This window comes from Nocardia thailandica NBRC 100428 (assembly GCF_000308795.1).
GTDB classification, from domain to species: Bacteria; Actinomycetota; Actinomycetes; order Mycobacteriales; family Mycobacteriaceae; genus Nocardia; species Nocardia thailandica.
The window spans coordinates 26,383-41,327 of the sequence record NZ_BAGK01000058.1 but is presented as its reverse complement, the minus strand read 5'-3'; the positions used below and the strand labels follow the sequence as shown (position 1 = coordinate 41,327).

Genomic DNA, 14,945 nt, shown 5'->3' with positions numbered 1-14,945 from the left:
GCCATATACACAAGCCTATCGGTGGAGGTAACGGGGAGGACAAGCAGAGCTACCGCCGCCGCGAACACCACGGACGCCGAACCCGGACGGGTTCGGGTCGCGCGGCGCCGGGCGCGAGTGTCTGGGGGTGCGCCGGGCTGCGATCCGCCGCGCTAGAGGGTACGTCAGGTCCGGATCCGGGTCCATGACCGGCCGGGTGTCCGCGACGGGCTCGGCGGCAGGTGCAGCGCCCGCCTGCCCGCGGATATTCCGGCGGGGGTCAGAGGACCGAGAGCTCGGTGTTGGCGCCGCAGAGCACCACGATCGGCCGCTCCCCCGGCGGCGGCACGTACGCGCCGCTCTGCACGGCGGCCAGCGCGGCGGCGCCCTCGAGCTCGACGACCACCCGGAACTCGCGCCACAGGTACTCGCGCGCGGCGCCGATGGCGTCGTCGGTCACCGAGACCGCGGGGATGTCGTAGCGGCGGGCGATGTCGTAGGCGATCCCGCCGATCCGCGGCGCGACCAGGGTCTCGGGCGGGACGTCGGCGCCGGTGTCGACCGGGTGGCCCGCGGCGAGCGCGGCGCTGAGCGTCGGGGTGTGCGCCGCCTCGACCCCGATGATCCGCCGGCGCCTGCCGAGCGCGGCGCCGATGCCCCCGATCAACGCGCCGCCGCCGACCGCCGCCAGCACCGGCGGCCTGCCGCGCACCTGCTCCTCGAGTTCGAGCCCGATCACCCCCGACCCGGCCACCACGGCGGGCAGGTCGTAGGCGTGCATGTGTTCGGCGCCGCGATCGGCGGCCAGCTGCGCGGCGTAGGCCAGGGCCTCGTCGTAGCCTGCGCCGTGCCAGATCACCTCGGCGCCGTAGGACCACATGGCGGCCACCTTGGTGTGCGGCGCCGATTCGGGCACCACCACCGTGCAGCTCCGTTCGAGCTGGGCGGCGGCCAGGGCGACCGCGATGCCCGCGTTCCCTCCCGAGGCAACCACGACGTGCCCGGATCCGGTGCGCGAGGACAGCAGCGCGTTGAGCGCCCCGCGCACCTTGAACGTGCCGCCGTGCTGCAGGTACTCGAGTTTGAGCGAGACCGGGACGGGGCCGTCGGGCCCGTCGACGCTGGTGTGGAAGACCGGGGTCCTGCGCACCCGCCCGGTCAGCCTGCGCCGCGCGATCCGCACATCGGATCGGTAGATCCGGCGGGTCCGTCCGCGCCCCGCCGCGCCGCCGGGAACCGGCGCACAGGGACTCACTTGCGAACCTGCCCGTCCCGCCGGGCCAGTTCGGCGTACATCGCGTTGTAGGCGGCCAGTTCGGCGTCGTTGTCGCGGTCGGCGGCGCGGTCGGTGCGCTTGGCCAGCCGTTCGTCGCTGCGCGACCACTGGATGAGCAGGGCGAGCATGACCACGACGAGCGGCACCTCGCCGCTGGCCCAGGCGAAGCTGCCACCGTTGCGCTGGTCGTCGAGCAGATCGATGTTCCAGCCGAGGCCGAGGCCGCGGTAGAACCACTCGCCAAGCACGGTGGTCATGCTCATCAGCGCGATGCCGAAGAACGCGTGGAAGGGCAGGGTGCCGAACACCATGGCCAGCTTGGTCAGCGGCTGGACCTGGCGCGGCTTCGGGTCGATGCCGATGACGACCCAGTAGAACAGGTAGCCGCTGAGCAGGAAGTGCAGGTTCATCAGCAGGTGCGCGGCGTGCGAGTCGACGTAGGTGTCGAAGATGCCGCCCAGATACAGCGCGTAGAAGCCCGCCACGAAGATGACCGAGGCCACCACGGGCTGGGTCAGGAACCGCGAGACCGGGTTGTGCACCGCGGCCAGGATCCACTCGCGCGGGCCCGGCACGCCGTCGCGGCCCGCGGGCGGCAGCGCCCGCAGCGCCAGGGTGACGACACCGCCGAGCGCGAACAGGATCGGCGCCAGCATCGACAGCGCCATGTGCGCGCCCATGTGCACGCTGAACATCGCGGGCCCGTACCGGCCGACCCCCGAGGACGTGGCGAGCAGCAGCACCACGCAGCCGCTCAGCCAGGCGATGGTCCGGCCGACCGGCCACTTGTCGCCGCGCAGGCGCAGCCGCCGCACCCCGAGCAGGTACAGCACGGCCAGCACGATCGACAGGGTGCCGAAGATCAGGTCGAAGCGCCAGTCGAACAGCAGCCGCGCCACGGTCGGCGGTCCGGCCAGGTTGTAGCCGAGTTCGACCTCGGCCGGGGTCGGGACGACACCGGTGGGCGGCGGCGGGGTCCGCCCGAGGCCGACCGCGAGACCGAGGGTGATCGCGAAGACCAGCACCTCCACCCCGGCGAAGCGGATCAGCGCCGCCCGGTTGCCGGGGTCGGCGGCCAGCGCGGGCAACGCCGTGCGCCGCTGCCGGTAGCCGAGCACACCGAGGACCACCAGCGCGGCGGCCTTGGCCAGCACCAGCCTGCCGTAGGTCGAATCGAGCAGGTCGGACAGCGGCAGCCGCACCAGCGCGTTGATCACGCCGCTGACCGCGATGACCGCGAACGAGACCGTGGCCACCAGCGAGAACCGCCGCGCCGCGACATCGGTGTCGGTCCCGCGCCGCAGCGCGTGCGCGAGCACGGCGAACAGCCCGCCCACCCACAGCGAGGCCGCCACCACGTGCAGCATCAGCGAGTTCGTTGCCACGTCGTGGGAGCCGCCCGAGGACGAATGCCCGGTCAGCACCAGCGGCATGAGCGTGAGCAGCGCGCCGCCGAGCAGCAGCGGCGTCCAGCCCCAGCGCAGCGCGAGGCGACAGCCCGCCGCGACGACGAGGGCGAAGATCGCCGTCGTCCGCCAGGCGCCCGCCACGTCGATCTGCGGGATCGCGCGCCACAGCACCTCCGGCTGCCACACGTCGCCCAGCGCCTGCCCGGTCGTGTCGGCGACCGTCAGCGGCACCAGCAGCAGCGCGCAGACCGCCCACACCACCGCCGCGTCCGAGGCCCGCCGCACCGCCCGGTACCCGCCGACCGACAGCAGTCCGTCCCGGCCCGGCGGCACGAGGAACGCGGCGAACAACAGCGAGCCGACCGTGAGCGCCCCGCTCAGGTCCGCGATCACCCGCACCACCCGCAGCCCGTACACCGTGACCGGTCCCGGGTCGGGAATGCCGAGCGCCGAGAGCGCCTGATCGGCCGAGAGCGCGGTGACCATCGCCGCGACGAGCGCGGCGAGCGCGGCCGCGAACACCGTCAGGACGCCGAAGACGGCCGGGTTGCGCGGCGCGACGACCGATCCCGCCTCCCCCACGACCTCCGGTTCCGCGCCGTCTTCGGCGGTTCCGGTGTCCGGGTCCTGCGGTGACGACATGGCTACGAGCGTAGTTCGGTTATCTGGCTCACGCCCCGATGGGTCCGCCCCGGCCGACCCCGGCGACACGACCCCACCCCTGGCTATACTTTCGCGCTGGACACCACGGCCGATCTCGGCCAAGGTGGATGCCACTGCCTCCGTAGCTCAGTTGGATAGAGCAAGGGCCTTCTAATCCCTAGGTCGCAGGTTCGATTCCTGCCGGGGGCGCACCACGGGCCCGACCTGCGAATACCGCGGGCCGGGCCCGTCCTCGTGCGCCGCCTCGGCGGTTCACCAGCAAGGGATTGTGCCGCTGCGGGTCCCCTATCCCTCGGTGTCGCGCCGGTCGCTCAGCGGCGGCGGACGACGATCTCGGGTGGCTCGGCCAGCGAACGGCCGACGACGCAGTAGCGCTCGGTGAGCTTCGCGAGTCGCGCCAGGGCCGCCTCGTCGGCGCCGGTGTCGACCGTGAAGGTGATCGTCACGTGCTGGACCCCGACCGGCGCCTCCCGGTCGACGCCCAGAGTGCCGCGGGCGTCGAAGTAGCCCTCGGCCCGGCCGTCCACCGCGTCGAGCCGGATGCCCGACGCTGTGGCCACCGAGTTCAAAGTCACCCCGGCGCAGGCGAGCAGCGCCTCGAGGAGCATGTCGCCCGAGCACGCGTCCGAGCCGTCCCCGCCGGTGGCCCGGTGCAGTCCGGCGCGGCTCACGCCCGCGAACTGGTCGACGTCGAAGGTGACCCCGGGCGAGCCGATCCGGCCTGTCGCCGTCAGCGGGGTCCGGGCCGACCCGGGGTCCTCGCGGTACCGCTCCTTCAAGGGCGCCTGGGCGGCGCGCAGCCGGGACGCGTCCATGATCCGACGGTAGTCCGCCCGTGCCCCGGAATCCGGGAAATCGATCCGACCCGGCGCGGGGAGTTCGGGTCCGTCACCGTGACGGTGACGCCGTCCGCTGGCCGCCGGGCCCCGACGGCCGGTGCCGGGGACCGATCGGTCCCCCTGTAGCCTTGCGGCTCATGTGGATCATCCTTGCCAGCTCGGTCGTCGCCTCCGCTCTCATCGCGGTGCTGTTCGCGAACGGTTTCCCGACCGACTAGTAGCTCGGAGTCCCCTTCTTCACGGTTCGGCCGCGACACCGGCGAATCTGCGTGGTCCGCGCCCGGCGCGGCAGTACCCTCGGCAGCTATGTGGATCATCCTCGTCCTCGCCGTGGTCAGCGCCCTGATCATCGCTCTCGGCTTCGCGATCGGCTTTCCCGAGCACTGAGCGGAAAGGCGCTGCGGCGCAGCGCTTTCCGTGCCGGTAGTGATCGCCGGGCGGTTCGGTGCCCGCCGCCGCCCGGCCGGTTCGCGCTGCGATCGCCCGGGGAATGATCTCGTTCCGGCGTCCATGTTGTATCGGAGCGGGCGCGCGGACCCAAACCCCTACGCCCCGGCAGACTCTCGCCTAAAGTTGACTGATTGTGCGTGGTTTTGCGGTGGGGGACGGGCGGCTCGCCGTCACGCGGGCCCGTCGGCACTTCCACGGCCACCATCGCCGGTCCTGGTGGGTGTACTGGCAACTGGCGAAGGCCGGGTTCCGTAAGCAGGCGCAGTACAAGCTGGCCATGTTCGCCGGGTTGTTCACCAACTGCGTGTTCGGGTTCGTGCGGGCGGCGGTCATGCTCGCGGCCGTGCGCGCCGCGGGCGACTTCGGCGGCTACGACGAGGGCACGATCGGCGCGTACGTGTGGCTCTCGCAGGGACTGCTCGGCGCCACCCAGTTCATGGGCCCGCCCATCGACCTGGTGTCACGGATCAAGTCCGGCGACGTCGCGGTGGACTTCCTGCGCCCGGTCGACATCCAGCTGGGGTACCTGGCCGCCGACATGGGCCGCGCCGCCTGCACTTTCGGCCCGCGCGGCATTCCGAGCATCGCGGTCGGCGCCGCCACGTTCGGGCTGTCGATGCCGAGTTCGCCGCTGTCGTACGTGCTGGGGGTGATCAGTGTGCTGCTGGCGGTGGCCCTGTCGTTCCTGTGCCTGTTCGCGGTGGCGCTCATCGGCTTCTGGGTGGTCGAGATCCGCGGCATCCGGGTGCTGTACCAGATCGTCGGCACGTTCCTGGCGGGGCTTTTCGTGCCCGTGCACATGTTCCCGGAGTGGCTGCGCACCATCGCGCACGCTACGCCGTTTCCGTCCATCCTCCAGGCGCCGATCGATACGCTGTCGGGACGGGTGGAGGGGGCCGCGGCCCTGTCCACGGTGCTGATCCAGGTGGTGTGGGTCGTGGCGATCGCGGTGCTGGGCAGAGTGCTGCTCAGAGCCGGGCAGCGCAGGCTGGAGGTGCAGGGTGGCTGAACCGGTGTCCGCGCGCACGCTGGCCGGGACCTGGTTCACACCGTATGCCGCAGTCTTGCGTTCGCGGGTGAAAGCCCAGCAGGTCTACCGGGTGTCGTTCGCCACGGAGGTCTTCAGCGCGTTCCTGATCGGGCTGGTCGAGTTCGCCGAGGTGTGGGTGATCTTCCACAACGTGCACGTCCTCGGCGGCCTGGACACCGACGGCGCGCTGCTGCTGTTCGGGCTCTCCAACACCTCGTTCGCCCTGGCCCAGGTGCTGTTCGGGCACCTGGACTCGCTGCCCGACATGATCCGCATGGGCACCCTCGACGCCTACCATCTGCGCCCTCAGCCGCTGCTGATGCAGCTGGTCACCAGCGACATCTCCCTGCGCAGGCTGGCCAGGGCGGCCGTGGCCGTCGTGGTGCTCGTCGCCGGCCTGCTCCGCAACGACCTGGACTGGGGCGCGGCGACGGTCGCGCTGCTCGTGCTCACCCTGATCAGCGGAATCGCGTTGTTCTGCGCGCTTTTCGTGTGCGCGGCCGGCCTGCAGTTCTTCCTGATCGAAGGCTCGGAGCTGACGAACAGCTTCACCTATGGCGGCTCGTTCGCGGCGATGCAGCCCGCGTCGGTCTTCCCGCTGCCGCTGACGGTGCTGTTCGGCCTGGCCATCCCGGTCGCCTTCACCGCCTACGTCCCCACCATCGCCCTGCTCGGAATCCCGGGCCCGCCGCTGCTGCCCGCGTGGTCGGCCTGGCTCGCGCCGCTGGCCGCCGCCTGGGTGTGGCTGCTGGCGCTGTCGGCGTGGCGGGTCGGCACACGGCACTACCAGGGAGGCGGTGGCTGAGGACCATGGGAGACATCGGGGCATCGCTATCCGGGCCGATCATCGACATCGCCGACCTGACCCGGCAGTTCACCGTGTATCGCAAGAACGGCAGCCGCTGGCGCCGCCATCGCGACGTCATCACGGCCGTGGACCGGATGAGTTTCCGGATCGAGCGCGGCGCGGCCGTCGGCTACATCGGCGCCAACGGCGCGGGCAAGTCGACGACGATCAAGATGCTCACCGGCATCCTGGTGCCGACCTCGGGCACCGTGCGCACCTGCGGCCTGGAGCCGGTGCGCCAGCGCCGCGAACTGGCCTCCCGGATCGGGGTGGTCTTCGGGCAGCGGTCGCAGCTGTGGTGGGATCTGCCGCTGCGCGAGTCGTTCTCGATCCTGGCCGCGATCCACCGGCTCGACCCGGAGGAGGCGGCCAAACGCACCCACGAGCTGGTCGAGCAGCTGGAGATGGCCGAGACGCTCGACACCCCCGTGCGCCAGCTGTCCCTCGGCCAGCGCATGCGGGCCGAAGTCGCCGCGGCCCTGCTGCATTCGCCGGAGCTCGTCATCCTCGACGAGCCGACCATCGGCCTCGACGTGCTGTCCAAACAGCGGCTGCGCGAGTTCCTGCGGGCCGAACGCACCGAGCGCGGCACCACCCTGCTGCTGACCACCCACGACATGGGCGATATCGAGAGGTTGTGCGAACGGGTCCTCGTGGTCGATCACGGCAGCCTGGTCTACGACGGGTCGCTGGCCGGGCTCGGCGCCACCGTCGGCGCCCGCCGGGTGCTGGTGGTCGACCTGGCTTCGCCGACACCGGATCTCGACGACCTGCCGTGCGCCGCGCAGCTGCTGGCGAGCGAGGCGGGCGGCATGCGCCAGCGGTTGGCCTTCGACGCCGAGACCACGACCGCGGCCGAACTGCTCGCCGCGGTGTCGGACCGGGCCGAGGTGCGCGACCTGTCGATCGAGGAACCCGGCATCGAGGACGTGGTGCGCCGGATCTACGAGTCCGCGCGCTGACCGTCAGCCCGCCGTATTGCCGTGCGCGGCATACATGCTGACCTCGCCGCGCTCGGACAGGAACGCGTTGACCAGCAGGATGCCGAGGTCACGCAACTCGTCCTCGCCGGGCGCGGCGGTGGTGATGTTGATCTGCGGGATCGAGGCCCAGTTCACGACGAAGCGTTCGGGCGGCCCGTCGTCGTCGGACAGCCGCGCCAGCCGGAACACCGACACCGCGCGGCGCTCCATCAGGTCGCGGACGACATCGGCGATTCGCTGCGGGTCTTCCAGGGCGAACAGGAACCCGAACGTCAGCTCGGGCGAGGACACATAGGCCGGCACGAATATCGAGGTTAATGCATACACGGCCGGGCGGGGCACACCGGTTGCCGGGAATACGCCGGTACGCCCGGCGCGGTTATCGCACGGAGCCGCGGTGGTGACCGGCACGTGACCCCCGATAACAATTCTCGCGGCCGCCCGGATTTATACACCTTACTATTGCGCGCCGCCGATCCCCGGGTTTTCCTGAAAGGGTCCCGATTCCACTCGGGCGGTCTACCTGCCGCAGCGTCGCGGATTTCCCGGTTTCCGGGGTTGACGACCGGGCGGGACTGCACCGGCGCCGGGGAGTGCCCCTCCCCCGAATCCTCTCCGGCACCGGCGTGACATCCACCGCTGAGCGAACAGCACTACGCAGGGGCGTGCACCATGCCGAACGACGGCGATCGAAGCGATTCCGCGCAATTCCCGCCGCCCGCGGCGTTGCTGCGCGCGTTCCACACACCGGAGGACCCCCGCGCGGGCGGGCACCGGGTCCTCGACGCGGCGGGCAGGCTGGCCCGCTGCCACCTCCACCGGCGACGCGCGGTCAAGGCCGCGCTCTCCCCGGACGCGCCCGCGGACCGGGTGGCCGCGTGCGGGCGGGCGATCGCCGACATCGACGGGACGCGCGCCGGGCTGGTCGCCCACATCGACGAGTGGGTGGCGGCCAACATCGCGCACCGGGCGGGCGCCTCCCTGCACACCGAGACCCTGGGCGCGGTGATCGACCGGATGGCCGAGAAGTGGGTCGCCGCCCAGCACGCGCTGGGCGGCGACCAGGACACACAGACGACGACACCACTGCAGTGGGAGGCGCGCACCCATCTGCAGTGGTGTCGGCTGGCGGAACTGACCGACGGCTACCGGGACCTGGTCACCGATGTCGTCGAGCAGCGCAGGCGGCTGCCGGTCTGGTGACTCAGCGGTCGCCCGGCGCGGGCTCGGTGGCGCTGGCCACCGGCTCCGGCGCGGGTGCGGCGGGCTCCGGCGCGTCGTCGGCGACCTCGGCGGCGACGAACGCCTCCGCCTCGGCCTCGGCGGCCGCGTCCCGGCGGGCCGCCGCGGCGGCCTCGTTCATCTCGATCGCGTCGGTGATGAACTCACCGATCTCGCGGGTGACCCCGGCGATGGTCTCGGTGATGATGGTCGCGATATTTCCGACGTGCCGGGCGCCGGAGGACGTCAATTCCTGGATGAGATCTTTGTTGCTCTCGAATTTCCCGATCATCTACACGCCCACTTCGGTTGCCTTCCGGGTACGCATCACGATAACACTGGGACGGGAGTCCCTCTTCACGTAGCGATCCGGCAGGGAGAGCAGGAAGATCTTGGCCCAGACCGAGGAGATCTGCTTGGTGAAACCGCCGGTGTTGTAGGGCAGGCCGTACTTCTCGCAGATCCGCCGGACCTCGGGCGCCATCTGCGGGTACCGGTTGGCCGGGATGTCCGGGAACAGGTGGTGCTCGATCTGGTGCGACAGGTTGCCCGACATGATGTGGAACAGCTTGGAGCCCTTGATGTTGGCCGAGCCGAGCATCTGTCGGACGTACCACTCGCCGCGGGTCTCCTCGGCGGTGTCCTCCTTGGTGAAGGTCTGCACACCGGCCGGGAAGTGGCCGCAGAAGATGATCGAGAAGGTCCACAGGTTGCGCACCAGGTTGGCCGCGGCGTTGCCGGCCAGGGTGTGCAGGAACAGCGGACCGGTCAGCACCGGGAACACCACGTAGTCCTTGAGGACCTGCTTGCTGGCCTTGCGGGCCTGGCCCTTGAGCAGCGGCTTGAGGTCGGACCACTTGCGCTTGCCCTTGACGATGTTGTCGGCCTCGAGGTCGTGCAGCATGACGCCCCACTCGAAGAAGACCATCAGCAGGAACGCCCACAGCGGGTTGCCCAGGTAGTAGGGGTTCCACTTCTGGCCCTCGTCCATGCGCAGGATGCCGTAACCGATGTCGCGGTCCATGTCGAGGATGTTGGTGTGGGTGTGGTGCATGTAGTTGTGCGAGTGCTTCCACTGGTCGGCCGGGCAGACCGTGTCCCAGTCGAAGACCCGGGAGTTCAGGCCCTCTTCGCGCATCCAGTCGTACTGGCCGTGCATGACGTTGTGGCCGATCTCCATGTTGTCCAGGATCTTGGAGACGCCGAGGGAGGCCACGCCGGCCAGCCAGAACGGCGGCAGGAAGCCGAGGTACATCAGGCCGCGGCCTGCGACCTCGAACCCGCGCTGCGCCTTGATGATCTTGTAGATGTACTCGCGGTCGCTGTCGCCCAGGTCCGCGACGATGCGGTCGCGCAGGGCGTCGAGTTCGCGGCCGATCTCCTCGACCTGGTCCGGGGTCAGGATGACCGGGCCGTCTTTGCCTTCGGTGAGGATCGTCATGTCGTATCTCCCCTGATGGTTGGGTCGGTGATCGATGTCAGATGTCGAGGTCCACGTCGCCCACGGGGGCGTTGACGCAGATCTGGATCGGCTTGCCGGGCTCGGCGTCGAGCTCGCCGGTGCGCACGTTGCGGGTGCAGCCGCTGACCTTGGTCGCGGTGCAGGAGAAGCAGATGCCCATGCGGCAGCCGTACTCCGGGGTCAGCCCGGCGGCCTCGGCCTGCTCGAGCAGGGTCGTTCCGTCGTTCTCCGCGCTGACCTTGCTCGCGGAGAAGGACACGGTGCCCGTCGCCTCGGCCGGATCCACCGGGACGGCGGTGAGGGTGAACTCCTCGCTGTGCACCCGCTCGGCGAGCCCCTCGGCCTCGAAGATGTCGCGCACGGCGCGCATCAGCGGGCCGGGTCCGCAGACGTAGGCCTCGGCGTCGGCGAACCACGGGGCGACGGCCTCGAGTTCCGCGCGGTCGAAGAACCCACTGCCGGTGGAGGTCTCGCCACCGACGACCGTGCCGGGCTCGACCGGGTAGCGGTACTCGACGCGGAAGTTCGGGTGCCGCTGCGCGATCGCGGCCAGCTCGGCCCGGTGCGGCACCATCTCGGGCTGCCGCGCGTAGTGCAGGAAGGTGACCTCGCCGGGGAAGCCCTCGGCGTCGAGGGTCCGCAGCATCGACAGCACCGGGGTGATGCCGCTGCCGCCACTGATCAGCAGCACCCGGCCGGGCCTGCGCGCGGGGAGGTGGAACACGCCCGCGGCCTGCGCGAGGGTGACCACCATGCCCGGCTTCGCGTGGTCGTGCAGGTGATTCGAGACCAGGCCGCCGGGGTGCGCCTTCACGGTGAGCTGCAGGAAACGCGAGCCCGAGCTCTCCGGGTCGATCGGCGAGTAGCACCGGGTGTGGCGCACGCCGTCGATGACGACGCCGATCTGCACGTACTGCCCGGCTGCGTGACCGCGCCACTGGCGGGTAGCCCGCAGGGTGAGGGTGACCGAACCGGGCACGGCGCGCGAGACGTGGGTGACCTCGGCCTTGAGCTCCCGGGCGGTCAGCGTGGGACTGATCAGCTCCAGGTAGCGGTCCAGCGAGTGCGGAGTCGTCATCGTCTGCACCAGATCGATCAGTCCCACCATCGTTTACCCCTTAGCGAAGTCCTCGGCATGCCGACCACATTTCAGTGCACGCCTGTACACTCACCAGTGTGCCGGATGACCCCGACCCGATGTCAACCGGGAATAATGTGAGCCGGGCTACATGTACAGGGAAGTGACTATGGTGAACGGATGTATGCTCACCGTGATGACTGAGCAGGCAGGTACCCGAAACGAGCGCAAGGAGCGCACCCGAGCGGCCCTGGTTCAGGGCACGCTCGCGCTGGCCGCCGAGCGCGGTTTCGCGGCGCTGAGCCTGCGCGAGATCGCCCGCTCGGCCGGCATCGTGCCCACGGCCTTCTACCGGCACTTCGAGTCGCTGGACGACCTCGGCGCGACCCTGGTCGACGAGGGCGTCACGGCGCTGCGGCTCGCCCTGCGCGAGGTACGCCGCACCCCGGACCCGCACCTGTCGGCGACCGTGCGTTTCGTCTTCGCTCAGGTCGACGCCAAGCGGGAACTGTTCGGCTTCCTCACCCGGGAACGCCAGGGCGGATCGGCGGCGCTGCGCCAGGCGATCGCCAGGGAGATGCAGCTCATCGTGCGCGAGATCGTCGCCGACCTGTCCCGGTTGCCCGCGCTCGACTCCTGGAGCACCACCGAGCTGGAGATCGCGGCGGACCTGCTGGTCAACACGGTCACCGACGGCATCGCGGTCTACGTCGACGCCGCCCCCCGCGAGGAGGCCGCCATCGTGGACCGCACGGTGCGCCAGATGCGGCTCATCGCGCTCGGCATCGGCGCCTGGCGACCCTGATTCACACAGTTCACAACTGTTCACCGCCGAGGTGGTGAGTTCTCCGGTTTTCCGGCGAACGCGCACACCGGCCGGGTTCGCGCGTCCGCGCCTCGGGCCGCCGCGAACGCGGCCGACCTGGGCGAGTGCACAGGCGTTCCGTTCCGGCGCGGCCGCGCGCGGCGCTCCTCCCGGCGACCGGCCCGAACGCGCCTGCGTGCCCGGCCGGAGACGACACCACCCCGCCTGCCGGATGCGAGTTCGGCGGGCGGGGTGGCGGTTTCGGCCGCTCGCGGCGGCGGCGGCCGGTCCTGGGGGGTGACTACAGGCGCGCCGCCAGGCGGGTGCCCTGGTCGATGGCGCGCTTGGCGTCCAGTTCGGCGGCCAGGTCGGCGCCGCCGATGAGGTGGATGTCCACGCCGGCCGCGCGCAGCGGCTCCTCGAGCTCGCGCACCGACTCCTGTCCGGCGCAGACGATCACGTTGTCCACGGCGATGGTGCGGGGGTTCTCCCGCTTCTCGCCGAAGCTGATGTGCAGGCCGGCGTCGTCGATGCGCTCGTAGTTCACGCCGCCGACCTGCTCGACGCCCTTGGCCTTCAGCGCCGCCCGGTGCACCCAGCCGGTGGTCTTGCCCAGGTCCTTGCCGAAGGCGCTGGACTTGCGCTGCAACAGCACCACGTCGCGCGCGGCGGGCGCCGGACGCGGGGTGCGCAGCTGCCCCGGCGCGGTCTCGTCCTCGGAGTCCACACCCCACTCCTCCTTCCACTCGTCGAGCTTGAGCGTGGGATGCCCCTCGACGGTGAGGAATTCGCTGACGTCGAACCCGATGCCGCCCGCGCCGATGACGGCGACCTTCTTGCCGACCGGCCTGCCCTCCTTCACCAGCTCGGCGTAGGACAGCACCATCGGGTGGTCGATGCCGGGAATGTTCGGGATGCGCGGGCGGACACCGGTGGCCAGCACGACCGAGTCGTAGCGGCCCTCGATCAGTTCGGCCGCGGTGACCCGCTTACCCAGGTGCAGGTGCACGCCGGTGAGCTCGATCTTGCGGCGGAAGTAGCGGATCGACTCGTCGAACTCCTCCTTGCCCGGGATCCGCCGGGCGATGTCGAACTGCCCGCCGATCGTGTCGTCGGCCTCGAACAGGTCGACGGAGTGACCCCGCTCGGCCAGGTTCACCGCGGCCGACAGCCCGGCCGGGCCCGCCCCGACCACGGCGATGCGCTTGCTGCGCCGGGTCGGCAGCAGCTTGAGCGTGGTCTCGCTGCCCGCGCGGGGATTGACCAGGCAGGACACCTTCTTGTTGGCGAAGGCGTGATCCAGGCAGGCCTGGTTGCAGGCGATGCAGGTGTTGATCTCGTCGGCCCGGTTCTGGGCGGCCTTGTTCGCCCATTCCGGGTCGGCCAGCAGCGGGCGGGCCAGCGAGATCAGCGCCGCGTCACCGCGGGTCAGGATCTCCTCGGCGATCTCGGGCATGTTGATGCGGTTGGACGCGCACACCGGGATGTTCACCCGGCGGGCGATCTTCGCGGTGAACTCCACGAACGCCGCGCGCGGCACCGAGGTGACGATGGTCGGCACCCGGGCCTCGTGCCAGCCGATGTCGGTGTTGAGGATGTCGACGCCGACGGCCTCGAGCTCGCCCGCCAGCGCCACGATCTCCTCGAAGGTCTGCCCCTTCTCCACCAGCTCGGCCATGGACAGCCGGAACACGATGATGAAGTCCGGCCCGACCGCCTCGCGGATGCGGCGGGCGATCTCCACGGCGATGCGGCGCCGCTTGGCCGGGGTGCCGCCCCACTCGTCGGTGCGCTTGTTCACCCGCGGCGCGAGGAACTGGTTGATGAAATAGCCCTCGCCGCCCATGATCTCGCAGCCGTCGTACCCGGCGAACTTCGCCAGCTTCGCGGTGGCGGCGTAGTCGTCGATGGTGCGCTCGATGCCCTTGGCCGACAGCGCCTTCGGCTTGAAGGGATTGATCGCCGACTTCACCGCCGAGGCCGACACGCTCGTCGGCATGTAGGAGTAGCGGCCCGCGTGCAGGATCTGGATGGCGATCTTGCCGCCCTCGGCGTGCACCGCCTTGGTGATGGCGCGGTGCCGGTAGGCCTCGGTCTTGTTGGTCAGCTTGCCGCCGAACGGGAGGAGCCAGCCGGTGCGGTTGGGCGCGTACCCGCCGGTGATGATCAGGCCGACGCCGCCGCGGGCGCGTTCGGCGAAGTAGGCCGCCAGTTTGTTGGTGTCCCAGGCACGGTCCTCGAGACCGGTGTGCATGGAACCCATCACCACCCGGTTGCGCAGGGTGGTGTGCCCCAGATCGAGGGGTTCGAACAGGTGCGGGAATGCGGTCATGGGCGGGACTCACCTTTTCGGGGTCGCAGGGCCTGCAGTACTTCGTCGCACCATTCGACGTATCCGGCCTCCGAGCGGATGCCCGCGCGCAGGACCAGGTACTGGTGCAGAGCGGAGCCGGAGAGCTGATCCGGCGCCGGGAAGAATTTCTTCTCGCTGAGGCGGAACTCCTCGAGCCGTGCCGCGTGGGCCGCGCGGTGACGGGCCACCTCGGCCAGGACCGCGTCGACCTCGCCGTAGGCGGCGCCGCGGATCTTCACGCCCAGTTCGTCGCGGGCGAAGACGGGATCGGAGGGCTGCGCGAGCCAGCGCGCCAGCTCCGCGTGCCCCTCCGGGGCGACCGTGTAGACCTTCTTGTCCGGTTTCCCCTGCTGGTTCACCGATTCGGCGGTCACCCAGCCGGCTTCCTCCATACGCTTGAGGACCCGGTAGATCTGCTGGTGGGTGGCCTTCCAGAAATAGCCGATCGACTTGTCGAAGCGCCGGGTCAGCTCGTAGCCCGAACCGGAGCGCTCGCTGAGCGAGACCAGGAGCGCGTGTTCGAGTGCCATGGCACGAGAATATCCGGTAC

Annotated in this window: 14 protein-coding genes and 1 tRNA gene; 6 read left to right on the top strand and 9 right to left on the bottom strand. The window is 70.6% G+C overall.

Going from position 1 to position 14,945, the window contains the following annotated elements:
• Positions 1–259 precede the first annotated feature (259 nt).
• Together ON36_RS06285 and ON36_RS06280 are read right to left on the bottom strand one after the other, a co-directional pair.
• Complete coding sequence (locus tag ON36_RS06285) at positions 260–1,234, bottom strand: serine/threonine dehydratase (RefSeq protein ID WP_052313699.1); 975 nt, start codon at positions 1,232–1,234, stop codon at positions 260–262.
• A complete protein-coding gene (locus ON36_RS06280; RefSeq protein WP_043648840.1) occupies positions 1,231–3,306 on the bottom strand; it encodes a bifunctional copper resistance protein CopD/cytochrome c oxidase assembly protein in 2,076 nt (691 codons plus the stop codon). The genes ON36_RS06285 and ON36_RS06280 overlap by 4 nt, the downstream gene beginning before the upstream one ends.
• A 136-nt stretch (positions 3,307–3,442) precedes the next feature.
• On the opposite strand from ON36_RS06280, the gene ON36_RS06275 reads away from it, so the two are divergent.
• Positions 3,443–3,516: transfer RNA gene (locus ON36_RS06275), tRNA-Arg, on the top strand.
• A gap of 122 nt (positions 3,517–3,638) precedes the next feature.
• Here the strand turns inward: ON36_RS06275 and ON36_RS06270 are convergent.
• A complete protein-coding gene (locus tag ON36_RS06270; RefSeq protein ID WP_043648837.1) occupies positions 3,639–4,142 on the bottom strand; it encodes an OsmC family protein in 504 nt (167 codons plus the stop codon).
• A 622-nt stretch (positions 4,143–4,764) separates the two neighbouring features.
• Between ON36_RS06270 and ON36_RS06265 the strand changes: the two genes are divergently transcribed.
• From ON36_RS06265 to ON36_RS06255, 3 genes are read left to right on the top strand one after another with little or no spacing between them, the layout of a single operon-like run.
• Positions 4,765–5,625 (top strand): ABC transporter permease, encoded by an 861-nt coding sequence (locus ON36_RS06265; RefSeq protein ID WP_245557935.1) that lies wholly within the window; start codon positions 4,765–4,767, stop codon positions 5,623–5,625.
• Positions 5,618–6,451: an ABC transporter permease gene (locus ON36_RS06260; protein WP_043648831.1), complete on the top strand. Its 834-nt coding sequence runs from the start codon at positions 5,618–5,620 to the stop codon at positions 6,449–6,451. The genes ON36_RS06265 and ON36_RS06260 overlap by 8 nt, the downstream gene beginning before the upstream one ends.
• 5 nt (positions 6,452–6,456) lie before the next feature.
• Positions 6,457–7,455, top strand: coding sequence for an ABC transporter ATP-binding protein (locus ON36_RS06255; RefSeq protein ID WP_043648828.1), 999 nt, complete (start codon positions 6,457–6,459; stop codon positions 7,453–7,455).
• A 3-nt stretch (positions 7,456–7,458) separates the two neighbouring features.
• On the opposite strand, the gene ON36_RS06250 is transcribed toward ON36_RS06255, so the two are convergent.
• A complete protein-coding gene (locus ON36_RS06250; RefSeq protein ID WP_245557933.1) occupies positions 7,459–7,887 on the bottom strand; it encodes a hypothetical protein in 429 nt (142 codons plus the stop codon).
• 261 nt (positions 7,888–8,148) lie between these two features.
• Between ON36_RS06250 and ON36_RS06245 the strand changes: the two genes are divergently transcribed.
• A complete protein-coding gene (locus ON36_RS06245) occupies positions 8,149–8,679 on the top strand; it encodes a DUF4254 domain-containing protein (protein ID WP_043648822.1) in 531 nt (176 codons plus the stop codon).
• 1 nt (position 8,680) lies between these two features.
• On the opposite strand, the gene ON36_RS06240 is transcribed toward ON36_RS06245, so the two are convergent.
• From ON36_RS06240 to ON36_RS06230, 3 genes are read right to left on the bottom strand one after another with little or no spacing between them, the layout of a single operon-like run.
• Positions 8,681–8,989 carry a hypothetical protein gene (locus tag ON36_RS06240; RefSeq protein WP_052313698.1) on the bottom strand — a complete coding sequence of 103 codons (309 nt, stop codon included), beginning with the start codon at positions 8,987–8,989 and terminating at the stop codon, positions 8,681–8,683.
• Positions 8,990–10,138: a fatty acid desaturase family protein gene (locus tag ON36_RS06235; RefSeq protein ID WP_043648819.1), complete on the bottom strand. Its 1,149-nt coding sequence runs from the start codon at positions 10,136–10,138 to the stop codon at positions 8,990–8,992. It abuts the gene before it with no gap.
• 37 nt (positions 10,139–10,175) lie between these two features.
• Positions 10,176–11,267: a ferredoxin reductase gene (locus tag ON36_RS06230; protein WP_043648816.1), complete on the bottom strand. Its 1,092-nt coding sequence runs from the start codon at positions 11,265–11,267 to the stop codon at positions 10,176–10,178.
• A gap of 166 nt (positions 11,268–11,433) precedes the next feature.
• On the opposite strand from ON36_RS06230, the gene ON36_RS06225 reads away from it, so the two are divergent.
• Positions 11,434–12,042, top strand: a complete 609-nt coding sequence (locus ON36_RS06225) for a TetR family transcriptional regulator (protein WP_245557932.1) — start codon at positions 11,434–11,436, stop codon at positions 12,040–12,042.
• A gap of 301 nt (positions 12,043–12,343) precedes the next feature.
• On the opposite strand, the gene ON36_RS06220 is transcribed toward ON36_RS06225, so the two are convergent.
• Together ON36_RS06220 and ON36_RS06215 are read right to left on the bottom strand one after the other, a co-directional pair.
• Entirely contained in the window at positions 12,344–14,374 is a 2,031-nt protein-coding gene (locus ON36_RS06220) for an NADPH-dependent 2,4-dienoyl-CoA reductase (RefSeq protein ID WP_043648810.1), read from the bottom strand.
• A complete protein-coding gene (locus ON36_RS06215; RefSeq protein ID WP_043648808.1) occupies positions 14,371–14,925 on the bottom strand; it encodes a PadR family transcriptional regulator in 555 nt (184 codons plus the stop codon). The genes ON36_RS06220 and ON36_RS06215 overlap by 4 nt, the downstream gene beginning before the upstream one ends.
• Positions 14,926–14,945 lie beyond the last annotated feature (20 nt).

Excerpts from the sequence above, each read along its gene's own strand:
- ON36_RS06280 (WP_043648840.1), bottom strand. The coding sequence starts at position 3,306 with ATGTCGTCACCGCAGGACCCGGACACCGGAACCGCCGAAGACGGCGCG.
- ON36_RS06270 (WP_043648837.1), bottom strand. The coding sequence starts at position 4,142 with ATGGACGCGTCCCGGCTGCGCGCCGCCCAGGCGCCCTTGAAGGAGCGG.
- ON36_RS06255 (WP_043648828.1), top strand. The coding sequence starts at position 6,457 with ATGGGAGACATCGGGGCATCGCTATCCGGGCCGATCATCGACATCGCC.
- ON36_RS06245 (WP_043648822.1), top strand. The coding sequence starts at position 8,149 with ATGCCGAACGACGGCGATCGAAGCGATTCCGCGCAATTCCCGCCGCCC.
- ON36_RS06240 (WP_052313698.1), bottom strand. The coding sequence starts at position 8,989 with ATGATCGGGAAATTCGAGAGCAACAAAGATCTCATCCAGGAATTGACG.
- ON36_RS06235 (WP_043648819.1), bottom strand. The coding sequence starts at position 10,138 with ATGACGATCCTCACCGAAGGCAAAGACGGCCCGGTCATCCTGACCCCG.
- ON36_RS06230 (WP_043648816.1), bottom strand. The coding sequence starts at position 11,267 with ATGGTGGGACTGATCGATCTGGTGCAGACGATGACGACTCCGCACTCG.
- ON36_RS06225 (WP_245557932.1), top strand. The coding sequence starts at position 11,434 with ATGACTGAGCAGGCAGGTACCCGAAACGAGCGCAAGGAGCGCACCCGA.
- ON36_RS06220 (WP_043648810.1), bottom strand. The coding sequence starts at position 14,374 with ATGACCGCATTCCCGCACCTGTTCGAACCCCTCGATCTGGGGCACACC.
- ON36_RS06215 (WP_043648808.1), bottom strand. The coding sequence starts at position 14,925 with ATGGCACTCGAACACGCGCTCCTGGTCTCGCTCAGCGAGCGCTCCGGT.